The organism is Jonesia denitrificans DSM 20603 (assembly GCF_000024065.1).
GTDB classification, from domain to species: domain Bacteria; phylum Actinomycetota; class Actinomycetes; order Actinomycetales; family Cellulomonadaceae; genus Jonesia; species Jonesia denitrificans.
In genome coordinates, this window is the sequence record NC_013174.1 from 1 (window position 1) to 14139 (window position 14139).

The 14139-nt window shown below is 55.1% G+C and carries 12 protein-coding genes and 2 tRNA genes; 11 read left to right on the forward strand and 3 right to left on the reverse strand.

All coding sequences use genetic code 11. The annotated features are described in order from the left end of the window. Positions 1-158: 158 nt before the first annotated feature. The 6 genes from dnaA to gyrA all read left to right on the forward strand — a co-directional run bounded on the left by dnaA (position 159) and on the right by gyrA (position 10110). Complete coding sequence (dnaA, locus tag JDEN_RS00010) at positions 159-1589, forward strand: chromosomal replication initiator protein DnaA (RefSeq protein ID WP_012805785.1); 1431 nt, start codon at positions 159-161, stop codon at positions 1587-1589. Between the two features lie 583 nt (positions 1590-2172). Beyond that, a complete protein-coding gene (dnaN, locus tag JDEN_RS00015; RefSeq protein WP_012805786.1) occupies positions 2173-3303 on the forward strand; it encodes a DNA polymerase III subunit beta in 1131 nt (376 codons plus the stop codon). 80 nt (positions 3304-3383) lie between these two features. Further along, positions 3384-4631 carry a DNA replication/repair protein RecF gene (recF, locus tag JDEN_RS00020; RefSeq protein ID WP_012805787.1) on the forward strand — a complete coding sequence of 416 codons (1248 nt, stop codon included), beginning with the start codon at positions 3384-3386 and terminating at the stop codon, positions 4629-4631. After that, positions 4618-5133, forward strand: coding sequence for a DciA family protein (locus tag JDEN_RS00025; protein ID WP_012805788.1), 516 nt, complete (start codon positions 4618-4620; stop codon positions 5131-5133). The genes recF and JDEN_RS00025 overlap by 14 nt, the downstream gene beginning before the upstream one ends. 236 nt (positions 5134-5369) lie before the next feature. Continuing rightward, a complete protein-coding gene (gyrB, locus tag JDEN_RS00030; RefSeq protein WP_012805789.1) occupies positions 5370-7430 on the forward strand; it encodes a DNA topoisomerase (ATP-hydrolyzing) subunit B in 2061 nt (686 codons plus the stop codon). An 82-nt stretch (positions 7431-7512) separates the two neighbouring features. Further along, positions 7513-10110: a DNA gyrase subunit A gene (gyrA, locus tag JDEN_RS00035; protein WP_041287951.1), complete on the forward strand. Its 2598-nt coding sequence runs from the start codon at positions 7513-7515 to the stop codon at positions 10108-10110. A gap of 205 nt (positions 10111-10315) precedes the next feature. Here gyrA and JDEN_RS14000 read toward each other — a convergent pair whose 3' ends face one another. Then, positions 10316-10498, reverse strand: a complete 183-nt coding sequence (locus JDEN_RS14000) for a hypothetical protein (protein WP_012805791.1) — start codon at positions 10496-10498, stop codon at positions 10316-10318. Positions 10499-10544: 46 nt separating this feature from the next. Between JDEN_RS14000 and JDEN_RS14005 the strand changes: the two genes are divergently transcribed. The 4 genes from JDEN_RS14005 (at position 10545) to JDEN_RS00055 (ending at position 11365) form a co-directional block, all read left to right on the forward strand. Beyond that, positions 10545-10952 carry a DUF3566 domain-containing protein gene (locus JDEN_RS14005; protein ID WP_012805792.1) on the forward strand — a complete coding sequence of 136 codons (408 nt, stop codon included), beginning with the start codon at positions 10545-10547 and terminating at the stop codon, positions 10950-10952. 107 nt (positions 10953-11059) lie between these two features. Next, positions 11060-11133 (forward strand) — tRNA-Ile (locus tag JDEN_RS00050). Positions 11134-11157: 24 nt separating this feature from the next. Beyond that, positions 11158-11277, forward strand: coding sequence for a DLW-39 family protein (locus tag JDEN_RS13980; protein WP_012805793.1), 120 nt, complete (start codon positions 11158-11160; stop codon positions 11275-11277). 15 nt (positions 11278-11292) lie between these two features. Next, a tRNA-Ala gene (locus JDEN_RS00055) sits at positions 11293-11365 on the forward strand. 61 nt (positions 11366-11426) lie between these two features. Here JDEN_RS00055 and JDEN_RS00060 read toward each other — a convergent pair. Beyond that, positions 11427-11780, reverse strand: coding sequence for a hypothetical protein (locus tag JDEN_RS00060; RefSeq protein WP_083775069.1), 354 nt, complete (start codon positions 11778-11780; stop codon positions 11427-11429). A 157-nt stretch (positions 11781-11937) separates the two neighbouring features. On the opposite strand from JDEN_RS00060, the gene JDEN_RS00065 reads away from it, so the two are divergent. Next, entirely contained in the window at positions 11938-12816 is an 879-nt protein-coding gene (locus tag JDEN_RS00065) for an ATP-binding protein (protein WP_012805795.1), read from the forward strand. 52 nt (positions 12817-12868) lie between these two features. Here the strand turns inward: JDEN_RS00065 and JDEN_RS00070 are convergent, their stop codons facing one another. Then, on the reverse strand, positions 12869-14122 hold the full coding sequence (locus JDEN_RS00070; protein ID WP_012805796.1) for an endo-1,4-beta-xylanase: 1254 nt from the start codon (positions 14120-14122) through the stop codon (positions 12869-12871). Positions 14123-14139: the final 17 nt, after the last annotated feature.

Here is a 14139-nt window from a genome sequence, read left to right on the forward strand (position 1 = left end):
TTCAAGGGATAGGCTACAAGAATCCGTTTCCCACAGGCTGTGGATAACTTTGTGGATGACGCACGCTATGGAAGACTGTAACCCGCCCAACTGCCCACTTATCCACAGGTGTCAACCACAGTGTGGGCGTTCTTCACACCCGCGCATAAAGGATCGTCGTGACGACTCAAGAAGATACCTTAACCCTCCTCTGGGAATCGATCGTCAGAGATCTGGAATACCGCGAGGATTCCACGCCTCGACTCATTGCATTACTCCGTGGGACGAAGTTGATGGGATTTCTCGATGCGACTGCGATCATCGGTGTCGCAAACGAGGGGCAACGAGATTTTTTTGAACGACGTGGACGCCAGGAGCTGTCTGAAGCGATCTCGCGCGCAATGGGTAAGCCCATCACCATTGCTGTCACAGTCAACCCAGATCTGGAACGTTCCAGTGTCGTGTCTGCGCCTGCGACCAGCCCTCACACACAGGATTCAGCACCGACTCCTGATGCTCCACGCTCACTCGTGGACCGTGAACCAGTTGTCCCCAAGTCGCTCGACGAAGGGCATCGACTCAACCCCAAGTACATCTTTGAAACGTTTGTTATTGGTTCATCGAACCGATTTGCTCACGCTGCCGCGGTTGCTGTTGCCGAAGCTCCCGCAAAGGCCTACAACCCTTTGTTTATTTACGGCGGCTCTGGACTGGGAAAGACTCACCTGCTCCACGCTATTGGTAACTATGCGCTCAATCTCTATCCCAGTGCCAAGGTGAAGTATGTGAACTCCGAAGAGTTCACCAATGACTTCATCAACTCGATCCGTGACGAAAAGGCGGGCGCATTCCAGCGCCGTCACCGGGAGGTCGATTTCCTTCTCATTGATGACATCCAGTTCCTTCAAGGCAAAGAAGCAACGATGGAGGAGTTCTTCCATACGTTCAACGCCTTGCACAATGCGAACAAGCAGGTAGTCATCACCTCTGACCTTCCACCGAAACAGTTGGCTGGTTTTGAAGATCGGTTGCGTTCCCGCTTCGAGTGGGGACTGATCACCGATGTGCAGCCTCCTGATCTGGAAACACGCATCGCTATTTTGCGGAAGAAGGCTGCTGGCGAACGACTCAACGCTCCAGATGATGTGTTGGAGTACATTGCCTCTCGGATCTCATCAAACATCCGTGAGTTGGAAGGCGCGTTGATCCGTGTCACTGCTTTTGCGAACTTGAATCGGCAACCAGTTGATCGTCAGCTCGCTGAGATCGTGTTGAAGGATCTTATTACTGACGATGATGGCGAAGGAGCACAGATCACGGCAAGCTCCGTCATCGCACAAACCGCTGCCTACTTTGGTTTGACCATCGAAGACCTGTGCGGGGCTTCGCGTTCCCGGGTTCTTGTCACAGCACGGCAGATAGCGATGTACCTGTGCCGAGAGTTGACGGACCTCTCGCTACCTAAAATCGGAGCACAGTTCGGTGGTCGTGACCACACAACAGTGATGCACGCTAACCGTAAAATCGCGGAACAAATGGCTGAGCGCCGATCAATTTACAACCAAGTGACCGAGCTCACCAGCCGCATTAAGTTGGAGCATCGCGGCTAACCTCATCCTGTTTACACAGGCTGTGTATAAGTCTTATTCACAGCCTGTGAACAAAGGCGCTTCCCCGAGATCATGCTAGGGAAGCGCCTTTTTCTGTGACTGGCATTCTCACTCGTCCACAGTTATGTCCACAGAATCGGGCTTGTTATCCACACCTGTGGACACAACTGTGCATAACATGTGGAAAACTCCTGCCACCTGTGCACAACACCCCACCTATCTGTGGAAACGCGGTGGATAACTTTTTTGCTTCCACACCCCTCCACAGTTGTCCACACGTTATCCACCGCTCCACCCACAGGAAAGAATGGCTCTGTGGTGCGGCAAAATGCTGTTATCCACAGTATCCACAGCTCCTATTACTACGACTAACTCTTGATCAAGGGGAAAAAGTGAATCCACACCTTCATCAAGAGGTTGTGCACTGCGCGACACAAGCCTGTGGACAACGGAACCAACACAACGAGGGATAACGGTGCAGTATCGAAGAGATCACCGCTAGACTGTGCTAGGACCACTAGATATAAGGCTCACTGCTCTGAGAGCGAGCGACGCACAAACATGAGCCATGAAGGGAGTGCGCATGAAGTTCCGGGTTGAACGTGATGTCCTCACAGAGGCCGTCACATGGACTGCTCGTACTTTGCCAGCTCGTCCACCGGCTCCTGTGCTCTCGGGTGTGCGTATTGAAGCGACACAAGAAGGCGTTGTGAAGCTCGCATCGTTCGACTACGAAGTGTCCGCACGAGGGGAAATCCCCGCTGAGGTGACAGAACCAGGGACCATTCTTGTCTCTGGACGTCTATTGGCTGAGATCGCAAAAGCACTCCCCCACAAACCAGTTGACTTTACGGTGGACGGAACAAAAGTTTCCGTGGTGTGTGGCGCATCGCGGTTCTCACTATTGACGATGCCCGTCGAGGAATACCCCACACTTCCCACAATGCCAGAACTCACAGGCGTGGTGGATGGAAGCGAACTCAGTGCCGCTGTGTCACAGGTGACTGTCGCAGCGAGCCGTGATGACACACTTCCACTGCTCACAGGAGTACGTATTGAAATTGAGGGTGAAAAGGTCACGCTTCTTGCGACAGACCGCTACCGCCTTGCGTTAAGGGAAATGACGTGGCGTCCGAGCGCCCCTGATATGTCAACTGTGGCTTTGGTACGTGCACGCACTCTCAACGACGTTTCAAAGTCGCTTGGCCCTGTGGGTGACGTCAATGTTGCATTGTCAGTTGGTGAAGGCGTTGACCTTATCGGGTTTGAGGCTGGTGGCCGTCAAACCACATCATTGCTGGTTGATGGTGACTACCCGCATGTGCGTAGGCTCTTTCCTGACGAGACCCCTATTCACGCAGTCGTGGCAACACAACCGCTCATCGACGCTGCGCGACGTGTGGCGTTGGTTGCTGAACGCAATACCCCAATCCGTTTGAACTTCTCCGAAGGGCAAGTTGTCCTTGACGCTGGCCAAGGAGACGATGCACAAGCGTCAGAGGTTCTTGAATCCACTTTGGTGGGTGAGGATATTTCCGTTGCATTCAATCCACAGTTCCTCCTTGATGGGCTCAATGCTTTGGGAACTGACTTTGTCCGTTTGTCCTTCACGCATCCGAACAAACCCGTCGAGTTCACCGGTCAAGAGTCGCTCGATGGTGAAGATTCCAAGCACTACCGCTATCTTCTCGTCCCTATTCGCTTCGCGAATTAACGAACCCGCATCAGCATGATGGGCGGTGGATGTTTCACGTGAAACATCCACCGCCCATCACAGCTTGAGGGGATGTTGCCGTGTATGTTTCTCACCTGTCCTTAGTGGACTATCGCTCCTACGAACACGTGGATATTGAGTTCGCCCCTGGTGTGAATGTTCTGGTTGGTCACAACGGCCAAGGGAAGACGAACATCGTTGAGGCAATTGGCTACCTCGCGACACTGGCGTCACACCGTGTCGCTCATGACACAGCACTTATTCGCGTAGGAGCGCAACGGGCGCTCATTCGATCGCGAGTTGTGCGAGGTGACCGGGCACAGGTCGTTGAGCTTGAACTACTCCACGGTAAGGCGAACAAAGCGCGAGTGAATCGAGGCCAACCGGGGCGCGCATCGACAGTATTAGGGATTGTGAAAACGGTGGTGTTCGCGCCGGAGGACCTAGTCTTGGTTAAAGGGGACCCGGACGCACGACGTCGGTACCTTGATGACCTCACCGTGCTCATGATTCCGCGGATGCGCTCGGTCTTAGCTGACTATGACAAGGTTGTGCGGCAGCGCTCTGCCCTCTTGAAACAGCTGATGCGTGGGGGCGCTTCGCATGCTAGCGACGCTACGTTGGCTGTGTGGGATGAACGAATGGTGGCGCTTGGGTCCCAGATCATTGGTGTGCGCCAGCGACTCGTCGCTGCGCTTGCCCCTCACCTCGCGTCCGGGTACGAAACAGTGAGTTCTGGGCAATCGGAAGCCAAGATGAGGTACCGCCCCTCGCTGGAATCCTTCCTTGATGAACCAATGCCAGCGGTGATGAGTGTCGAGGAAATTTCAGTCATCTACGCGGAAGTCTTGGCGCGCGCAAGACGGCGGGAGTTGGAACGTGGGGTGTGTATCGTTGGCCCGCACCGTGATGATGTGGAACAGACGTTGAATAATTTGCCGGTTAAAGGGTACGCAAGCCACGGGGAGAGTTGGTCTTACGCATTGGCTATGCGGCTGGCGTCTTATCGACTCATGACAGAGGGGCCGGATGAGAATGATCCTGCGTCCGCTGACCTGCAGGATATGTGGTGGACAGACTCTCAAGAGGACACTGAGCCAATTCTCATTCTTGACGATGTGTTTGCTGAGCTAGATGTTCGGCGCCGGCGACAATTGGCGGACATCGCGGCGCAAGCACGGCAGGTCATTATCACTGCAGCGGTGGCGCAGGATGTTCCTGACCAGTTGCGTGGCAGGACGTTGTCTGTCACGTTGGGTGCTGTCACTGATATGGATGGTGCCGAGGATCAGTTGAGTGTGAGTGGTGAGCGTGATGGCGACCTATGACATTCGTGGGTTACCTTCTCAGATTGAGGTCACTCCCCCAGTTGCGGTAGCAACAGCCGCGTTGAATCGGGCGAAGGCTGCCGCGCGTGCGCGAGGGTTTCGGCCATCGAGTGTTGCTCAACGAGACGATGCGGTGTCCGGTGCTGCTCGGACGCGACGTGACCCGCAATTGTTGGGTGAGGCGTTGGGAACGTTGTTGACTGAGCGTGGGTGGACAGCTGATGTCGCGGTGGGCAATGTTGTGGCACGGTGGGCTGAGATTGTGGGAACTGAGATTGCAGAGCATTCCACTGCAGAGCAGTTTGTTGATGGTGTGTTGTTTGTTCGGGCGCATTCCTCAGCCTGGGCCACCCAGTTGCGTTTTCTTGCTGCCAATATTCTGGCTGCGATTGCTCGGGATGTGGGTGAGGGTGTGGTGGAGGAGTTACGGGTGGTCACTCCTGATGCGCGTACCGGGTCGAAGGGGAGATTGCGGGTTCAAGGTGGTCGGCCGCGACGCTGATTTGGTAGGGCCTTAAAACGTGCGTTAGCGGCGTGTGGACCCCGTGGGACACACTGGACCCCATTGGTGCGGTGGAAATCTTGCTATAGCACAGATATTCGCGTGATTTCGGGTAGAATAGCAAGGACGATCCACGCCGGAAACGGCTGGTAGAGAATCAGAGGCATGACAAGGCGGCTCCAGTGAGTTGGGCCGCTTGTTGATGTCCTGAGAGATGACTAGGAGCACCACCACTCGTGGCAGAACTCAACACCACCGCGACCGATCCGAACACTCCGACGCAGTCTGTGTCCCCAGCGCAACATCAGGGAGCCTATGACGCGAACGCGATTACCGTCCTTGAGGGGCTGGAAGCGGTTCGGAAACGGCCTGGGATGTACATTGGGTCAACCGGTGAGCGTGGTCTTCACCACCTTGTCTACGAAGTTGTGGATAACTCGGTTGACGAGGCTCTCGCCGGTCACTGTGACACCATTAACGTGACCATCTTGGAAGATGGGGCTCTAGAGGTGTCGGACAACGGGCGCGGAATCCCAGTTGCTATCCACCCCACTGAGGGGCGCCCCACTGTTGAAGTGGTGATGACCATCCTCCACGCGGGCGGAAAGTTTGGTGGAAGTGGGTACGCGGTCTCCGGTGGTTTGCACGGTGTTGGTATTTCCGTGGTGAACGCGTTGTCGTCACGTGTGGAGACAGTCATCCGTCGCGATGGCTACACCTGGCACCAGTCCTTTGCTGATGGTGGAAAACCAGTTGGTGAGTTGCGTCAAGGTGAGCCCACAGAAGAGAAGGGGACGACTCAAACCTTCTGGCCTGACGCTGACATCTTTGAAACAGTTGATTTTGATTTTGAAACGCTGCGTGCCCGATTCCAACAGATGGCGTTCCTCAATAAAGGTCTGTCCATCACGTTGACGGACAAACGACCAGACCACGCTGATGTGTCTGGCGATGAGGTCGCTGGTGGAGATAACTCCCCCACCTCAGAACGCATCAAAACTGTGACCTATAAGTATGACGCTGGGTTGCTGGACTATGTGCACCACCTCAACACCGCGAAGCGAGTTGAGGTCATTCATGATGAGATCATCGACTTCGACGCGGAAGACACTGATCGCAAGATTTCTGTGGAGATCGCGATGCAGTGGACAACGGCGTACTCGGAGTCGGTGCACACCTACGCGAACACGATTTCTACGACGGAGGGCGGTACCCACGAGGAAGGGTTCCGAGCGGCTCTCACATCTCTGATTAACCGGTATGCACGCGCAAAGAACATCCTCAAGGAAAAGGATGACAATCTCACGGGAGAGGACATCCGTGAAGGATTGACTGCCGTGATTTCAGTGAAGCTGGGTGAACCACAGTTCGAAGGGCAAACAAAAACAAAACTGGGGAACACTGAAGCACGTACCTTTGTGCAGTCGATCATGAATGAAAAAATGAACGACTGGCTTGATGCACACCCCAATGAAGCCAAAGAGATCATTCGCAAAGCTATCCAGGCTTCTCAGGCCCGACTCGCAGCTCGGAAAGCGCGCGAAGCGACCCGCCGGAAGGGTCTGTTGGAATCGGGGGGCATGCCCGGAAAGCTCCGTGACTGCCAATCTAACCGTCCCGAAGAGTGTGAAATTTACATTGTGGAGGGTGACTCTGCGGGTGGGTCCGCAGTTCGTGGACGTAACCCCCACATACAAGCGATCTTGCCGTTGCGTGGGAAGATCCTCAACGTTGAACGTGCCCGCCTCGATAAGGCACTGTCGAACGCTGAGGTGCAAGCACTCATCACGGCGTTTGGTACCGGGATCGGTGAGGACTTTGACATGTCTAAGCTGCGGTACCACAAGATTGTGCTCATGGCCGACGCTGATGTGGATGGCCAGCACATTTGCACGTTGCTCCTCACCTTGTTGTTCCGTTACATGCGTCCCCTCATTGAGCACGGGCACGTGTTCCTTGCTCAACCGCCGTTGTATCGGATTAAGTGGACGAACGCCGAGCACGACTATGTGTTCTCTGACAAGCAGCGTGATGACTGTATCCGTGAGGGTTTGGCTGCGGGGAAACGTATTCCGAAAGACAACGGAATCCAGCGGTATAAGGGTCTGGGTGAAATGGACTACTCCGAATTGTGGGACACCACAATGGACCCAGAACACCGCACTTTGCTGCAGGTGACTTTGGAAGATGCCGCAGCTGCAGACGAAATGTTCGCGATCCTCATGGGTGAGGACGTGGAATCGCGACGTAACTTCATCCAACGCAATGCACGGGATGTCAGATTCCTCGACATTTAGCCACCCCGAGTTTTCGTGCTTCCCTTCCGTGCGCACAGCGCAGGACAACATATAGAGGTAGATCGTGACTGAAGATCAGAACATGGCCCAGGGTAACGCTGCTGATGTGAGCGGCGTGGTCCACGGCAACATTGAGCAGGTTGACCTGCAAACCGAAATGCAACGGTCGTACCTCGACTATGCCATGTCGGTGATCGTGGGCCGTGCTTTGCCTGAGGTTCGTGACGGGTTAAAGCCTGTGCACCGCCGTGTCATTTACGCGATGTATGACGGCGGTTACCGACCTGATCGCGCGTATTCGAAGTGTTCACGTGTTGTTGGTGACGTGATGGGGAAGTATCACCCGCACGGTGACACAGCGATTTATGACACGCTTGTTCGTTTGGTGCAGGACTGGACGCTGCGTTACCCGCTCGCTGCCGGTCAGGGGAACTTCGGGTCACCGGGGAATGACCCTGCCGCTGCACCGCGTTACACCGAAACGCGTATGGCGCAGATCGCCATGGAAATGGTGCGCGATATTGACAAGAACACTGTTGATTTTCAGGACAACTACGATGGGCGCACTCAGGAACCAGCGGTGTTGCCCGCTCGTTTCCCGAACCTGTTGGTCAACGGTTCTGCGGGTATTGCTGTGGGAATGGCCACGAATATCCCGCCTCATAATTTGCGTGAGGTGGCTGAGGGTGTTGCCTGGTATTTGGCGAACCCCGATGCCAGCCGTGAAGAGTTGCGTGAGGCGCTGATCGCCCGGATTAAGGGCCCAGACTTTCCCACTGGGGCGACCATTTTGGGTCGTTCCGGGATTGACGATGCGTACCGTACTGGCCGCGGGTCCATCACGATGCGTGCAGTGGTCAATGTGGAAGAAATTCAGGGACGCCAATGTTTGGTTGTCACCGAGTTGCCGTATCAGGTGAACCCTGACAATCTCGCACTCAAGATCGCTGACCTCACCAAAGAAGGTCGTATTCAGGGAATCGCTGATATCCGCGACGAAACCTCTGGTCGTACCGGTCAGCGCCTTGTCATTGTGTTGAAACGTGACGCGGTGGCGAAGGTTGTGTTGAATAACTTGTATAAGCACACCCAGCTGCAGGAGAACTTCTCCGCGAACATGCTTGCACTGGTTGACGGTGTGCCACGGACGTTGTCGATTGACGCGTTCATTCACCATTGGGTGAACCACCAACTTGATGTGATTTCTCGGCGTACGGCGTTCTTGCTCAAAGAAGCTGAGGACAAGATCCACATTTTGCGTGGTTATTTGCGTGCGTTGGATAATCTCGATGAGGTCATTGCGTTGATTCGCCGCTCCCCCACTGTGGAGGAGGCCCGTGGCGGGTTGATTGAATTGCTGGGTATTGATGATATTCAAGCAACAGCGATTTTGAACCTGCAGTTGCGTCGGCTTGCTGCGTTGGAGCGGCAAAAAATCATCGATGAACACGACGATCTTGAACGTCAGATCCTGGATTACCGCGATATTTTGGCAAGTCCACAGCGCCAGCGTGACATTGTGGGAAGTGAACTCAGTGAGATTGTGGACCGTTACGGTGATGAGCGCCGCTCCACAATCCTTCCTTATGGCGGTGAGGTGTCCATGGAGGACCTCATTGCTGAAGAAGATGTGGTTGTCACCATTACCCGCGGTGGTTACGTGAAGCGTACCCGTTCTGACAACTACCGGGCGCAAAAGCGTGGTGGTAAGGGTGTGCGTGGAACACAGCTTCGTGAAGATGACATTGTGGATCATTTCTTTGTCACCACCACTCACCACTGGTTGTTGTTCTTCACGAACCTTGGTCGGGTGTATCGGGCGAAGGCGTATGAACTACCAGAAGGATCACGTGAGTCCAAGGGGCAGCATGTGGCGAACCTTCTTGCGTTCCAGCCAGGTGAAAGCATCGCCCAGGTCCTTGCGCTTCGCAATTACGAAGACCACGAGTACCTTGTGTTGGCAACCCGTTCCGGACTAGTCAAGAAGACCCGTTTATCTGAGTATGACACCAACCGGTCAGCCGGACTCATCGCTATTAAGCTCCGCGAATACGATGATGGAAGCGTTGATGAACTGGTCAAGGCCATGCCCGTGAATGCGGACAATGACCTGATTTTGATTTCCCGTTTGGGTCAGTCCATCCGGTTCACAGCTGACGATGCGTCGCTTCGCCCGATGGGGAGGGGTACCTCTGGCGTCATCGGAATGAAATTCGCCGACGGGGACGAACTCCTCTCGGCAGACGTTGTCAAAGATGATGCTGATCTCTTTGTGGTCACTGACGGTGGGTTTGCAAAACGAACTGCGATCAGCGAATACCGAGTGCAGGGTCGAGGCGGCCAAGGTGTCAAGGTTGCCAAGCTCGTGGAAGACCGCGGTCACCTTGTCGGAGCACTCATCACAGAGCAAGATGATGAAGTTCTTGTGATCATGGAGAAGGGAAAGATTGTGCGTTCTGCCGTTGCGGAGGTTAACCGTACCGGAAGGAACACACAAGGTGTTACCTTTGCCAAGCCAGACAAAAAAGATCGCATTATTGCTGTCGCCCGAAACGTTGAACGATCCCTGAACGATGAGGACGACACCGCTGAAGACGGTGACGAGAACGATGTTCCGTTACCGGACGCAGCAGTCCACGACACACCATCAGACGCTACAGCTGAAGAGAACAACGCATGAGCCCTCAGCCACACTCGAAGTCAGACACAAACTCGACTTCCTCGGCCAATAAGTCGACAAAACCTACGAACCAACCCAAGGCGCCTGCTAAGGGCGGCGCTGCTGCGACGACAGGAAGTAAATCTCCTGGCACGTCAAAGTCTTCGCCTGTGCCACCACCGGATACGGGTGGGAAGCCGCGCAGTTTCGCACCAAAAACCGGGTCTCAGCCTAAGGCTGGGGAGCCCGTGATCCCGGTGGCGTCAAAGGGCTCCGCAGCAACGGGAGTTGCCGGGGCGAAAGCAGGAACCACCCCTGGGAAAAAGCCAACGGCTGCGACCACATCGACAGGCAAAAGCCCCGCCCCGGCAAAGAAGTCGCCGGCCACCGCAACGGCTACAACGGCCACGGGTTCGGCGGGGAGTGCGCAAGGGACAAGTCAGTACTCATCGGTCATGAGCCCAACCGGAACAGGCGTGAAGGCCCGCCCAGACCTCGGGGCTCCCCGACGTATCCGGTTGGCGGTCAACCGCATTGACCCATGGTCGGCCATGAAGTTCTCCCTGCTGCTGTCGTTGGCATTTGGGATCATGATGGTCGTTGCATCAATCGTGTTTTGGAACGTCCTCGACGGGTTGAACGTCTTCACAGAAATCGATGCGATGGTCAAAGACATCCTCGGTGAGGAAGCGGAAGTCAATATTCTGCAATACGTTGAGCTGTCTCGCGTGATTTCTCTCACGACAATTATTGCGGTCGTTGACGTGGTGTTGTTGACTGCGATCGGAACGATCGGAGCATTCTTGTATAACGTTGTGGCCAGCCTTGTTGGCGGTTTACACCTCACTCTTACCGATGACTGAGCACATCAGATCGGTGTGACGAACGACAACAACGTGAGATTTTGGTTTCTGCCGCGCATGCGGTAACTTTAAGTGTCGTTGCGGGTCACTATGACTCACAGCAACACGGGCCTATAGCTCAGGCGGTTAGAGCGCTTCGCTGATAACGAAGAGGTCAGAGGTTCAAGTCCTCTTAGGCCCACGACCTACCCACTGGAGGGGCGTGATGAAGAAGTTCATCCTAGTCGTCTTAGCGGCTGCAGCTGGTTACGCAATTTGGCGTCAAGTAGCTGCAGATAACGGACAGCGCGATCTTTGGTCGGAGGTTACCGACACGGTAGACTAAGTCCACCACGTGTTTGGGGCTATGGCGCAATTGGTAGCGCACCTGCTTTGCAAGCAGGGGGTTACGGGTTCGAGTCCCGTTAGCTCCACAGTGATGAAAGCCCCCCGAACGAAAGTTCGGGGGCTTTCTTTGTGTGAGGGGTCATGATTCTATCGGCATGGAATGGTTTCAGTGGGGACCTGCAAATCAAATCCGATGAGGATTTTTTCGGTCTGACCTAAGCTGTCGACCAATTCTGAAGAACCAAGAATGTTGGTCTCTTCCGGTCCCCACGTGATTGACGCAATATCTGAGCTTCCAAATACACCTTCTGGGCCAGACCAGGACACCTCATGTGCTGCTTGTCCTGCAATCATCTGCTTATACACGTCAATCTGGATCCGTTGACCATCATGTTCTCCCAGACCTTGGAGTTCCAGCTCACGCTCAATAGTGCCATCGTTCAATGGCTCACACCGGCGCATGTCAGTGATCGCGTAGGTGGTGAAGTCATTGATTCTCACGGTGCCCAGAATGGTTCCCACGCCTGTTTGTGAGTCGTCATCAGGTGTTGAGGTGTCCGTCTGTGCGTCAGATCGGAGCCATAGTAAGAAACTGGCTATACAGGCGAGGTCTGTTGTTTCTGGAGGACCTTGCAACGTTCGGCGAGGATGCAGATACGTGGATGAAGAAACGTCATCACTCAGGACAGTCAGACGCCTCGCCGAGTCTGTGCAACAAAGGCATTCCGCGATCCTGACCGGTCCAGCAGGAAGTGGAAAAACATATGTGATTCGACAACTCAACACAGTCCTCGCCGCGCAGTATTCGCGTGTCGCGTTCATTGTGGGGACCAACGCCGGTTCCCAGGTACCACTTGGTGCATTTGCTGGTGTGCAGGGCATACCTGAGGTCCCCTTACATTCACCGGCGACAGTGGTTGACGCGTTTGCTCGTCACCGTTCTGAGACTGTGGTGATTGTGGACAATGTTGATCTGCTTGATGACGCTTCACTCTATGTCGTGACTCAACTCATCACGACAACACAGATGCCCACAATACTGACTGTTCGTGACCTTGGTGTCGCACCTCAGAGTGTGCGTGACCTCTATGACAGCGGTGATCTGGCAGAGTTCCCTCTCGCACCGTTAGCTGAGCCGGAAGCCGTCTGTCTCCTCCGCGATCTCGTTGGTGGAGAACTCACACCCCGCGCACAAGCCCAGATCCTTGCAGCAGGGGAAGGGAACCCGATGCGCTTGCGTGAGATCGTGCGTGGATCACAGGATGATGCGCGCTTAGTGCAGACCCCGCATGGGTGGGACCTCATCGGTCCCCCGTCTCCAACCCAACGGTTAGCGGGGCTTATGGCTGAACGGTTCCGGCACCTCACAGACAGTGCCATGGAAGCGGCCACACTTGTTGCCCTTGTTGGTGAATGTCCGATCTCGGCCCTGAACGAGGCTGACCGTCACGCATTGGCTCAGGCACACATCATTGATGTCACAGAATGCGGATGGGTGGAGTCCACGCTAGACGTAGTTGTCGCAGTGAAGGAATAGCCAAAAAACTACTAACGATGCGTGCTACGGCATACCTGTCAGCGAAGCGACGTCACTCTCCCACGGTGACAGTAACGGGGTCGTGTGTTCCTGCAGGCAGGGTCACATCGGTTGTTCCGTGGGGGGTGGTGATGCGGTAGGTACCCGCGAAACCGGTGATGTCCACTCCCCCATCGGTGGACGTGTGCTGGGTGGTGGTTGGGGTCGTCCATTGCCGGGTGATGAGGTCATGGATTGCGTCATACCCAGGTTTTGCGGTGCCGTCTTTACGCAGGAGGCCGCAAGGGGCGCCAAGCCATGCCCCATGGTCGGTGATGCCCCAGTACGTTAATGATTCGGTGGCTGGGTGTGAGAACACTGCTGTGTAGTGGTCGATGAGGTTTTGTGCTTGACGGGCTTCGCCTTCTGGTGTGGTGGGCCAGTCATCGACCACGTAGTCGTTGAGGTCAACGATGTGTGGTGGCATGAGATCCCCGGAGACCAGTGTGGTTTCGGTGAGTTGGAGGGGTAACCCAAAACGGGAGAACCGTTCCATGCGGTCCCAGATCTCTTCTGCTCCACGGAATCCTTGGTGCATGTGTGTTTGCAACCCAATAGCGTCAATGCGGATCCCGGCTGCGAGACAGTCTTCGATGAGGTGCTCGTAGTCTTCGCTGAGGTCAAAGTCGTTAAGAACAAAACGCCCATTCGGGTTCGCTGCTTGTGCTGTGTCGAAGGCAAGACGCACCATCTCGACTCGCCCCTTTTTCTGGGCAAGGCGAGTGACGGCATTATCCTCGGCGGTGAACACGGGAAGGATCACCACTTCGTTGATGGCGTCCCACAGGTCAATGACTCCAGCGAACTGGGTGACGTCGCGGGTGATGCGATCACGGATGGTGGATTCTACGGTGGCGTCGTCGAGGTCCATCAGCCACTGTGGGGCGAGTGTATGCCATAGCAGTGGGTGGCCTTTGACGGTGACCCCTTTCTCGGTGAACCACCGTGCCGTGGCCATGAGGCGTTCAGTTTCTGGGTGACCGGGTGCGGGCTCGAAGTGGCGCCAGTAGAACGGCAATGTGGCCATGTTGAACACGTCAAGCCATTTGGTGGCGAGAGCGTCCATGTCGTTGGTGGGGACGTGGTTGGAACGTTCCACAGCTCCGGTGGGTGGGCCGGCGATCCAGTCCACAAATTCAAAGCCGATGTTTCCGAACCCGAAGGCGTGTTGGGTGTGTTCGATGGTGATGTCGGTGTTGGTGAGTGGGGCGTTTCCTTGGCGGAGGAGGACGCGCGTGTTGGTGTGACGGTGATCAAAGTGACTCATGTGTTCTTCTCTATCAC

Excerpts from the sequence above, each read along its gene's own strand:
- JDEN_RS00070 (WP_012805796.1), bottom strand. The coding sequence starts at position 14,122 with ATGAGTCACTTTGATCACCGTCACACCAACACGCGCGTCCTCCTCCGC.
- gyrA (WP_041287951.1), top strand. The coding sequence starts at position 7,513 with ATGGCCCAGGGTAACGCTGCTGATGTGAGCGGCGTGGTCCACGGCAAC.
- JDEN_RS00025 (WP_012805788.1), top strand. The coding sequence starts at position 4,618 with ATGGCGACCTATGACATTCGTGGGTTACCTTCTCAGATTGAGGTCACT.
- JDEN_RS13980 (WP_012805793.1), top strand. The coding sequence starts at position 11,158 with ATGAAGAAGTTCATCCTAGTCGTCTTAGCGGCTGCAGCTGGTTACGCA.
- JDEN_RS14005 (WP_012805792.1), top strand. The coding sequence starts at position 10,545 with ATGAGCCCAACCGGAACAGGCGTGAAGGCCCGCCCAGACCTCGGGGCT.
- dnaN (WP_012805786.1), top strand. The coding sequence starts at position 2,173 with ATGAAGTTCCGGGTTGAACGTGATGTCCTCACAGAGGCCGTCACATGG.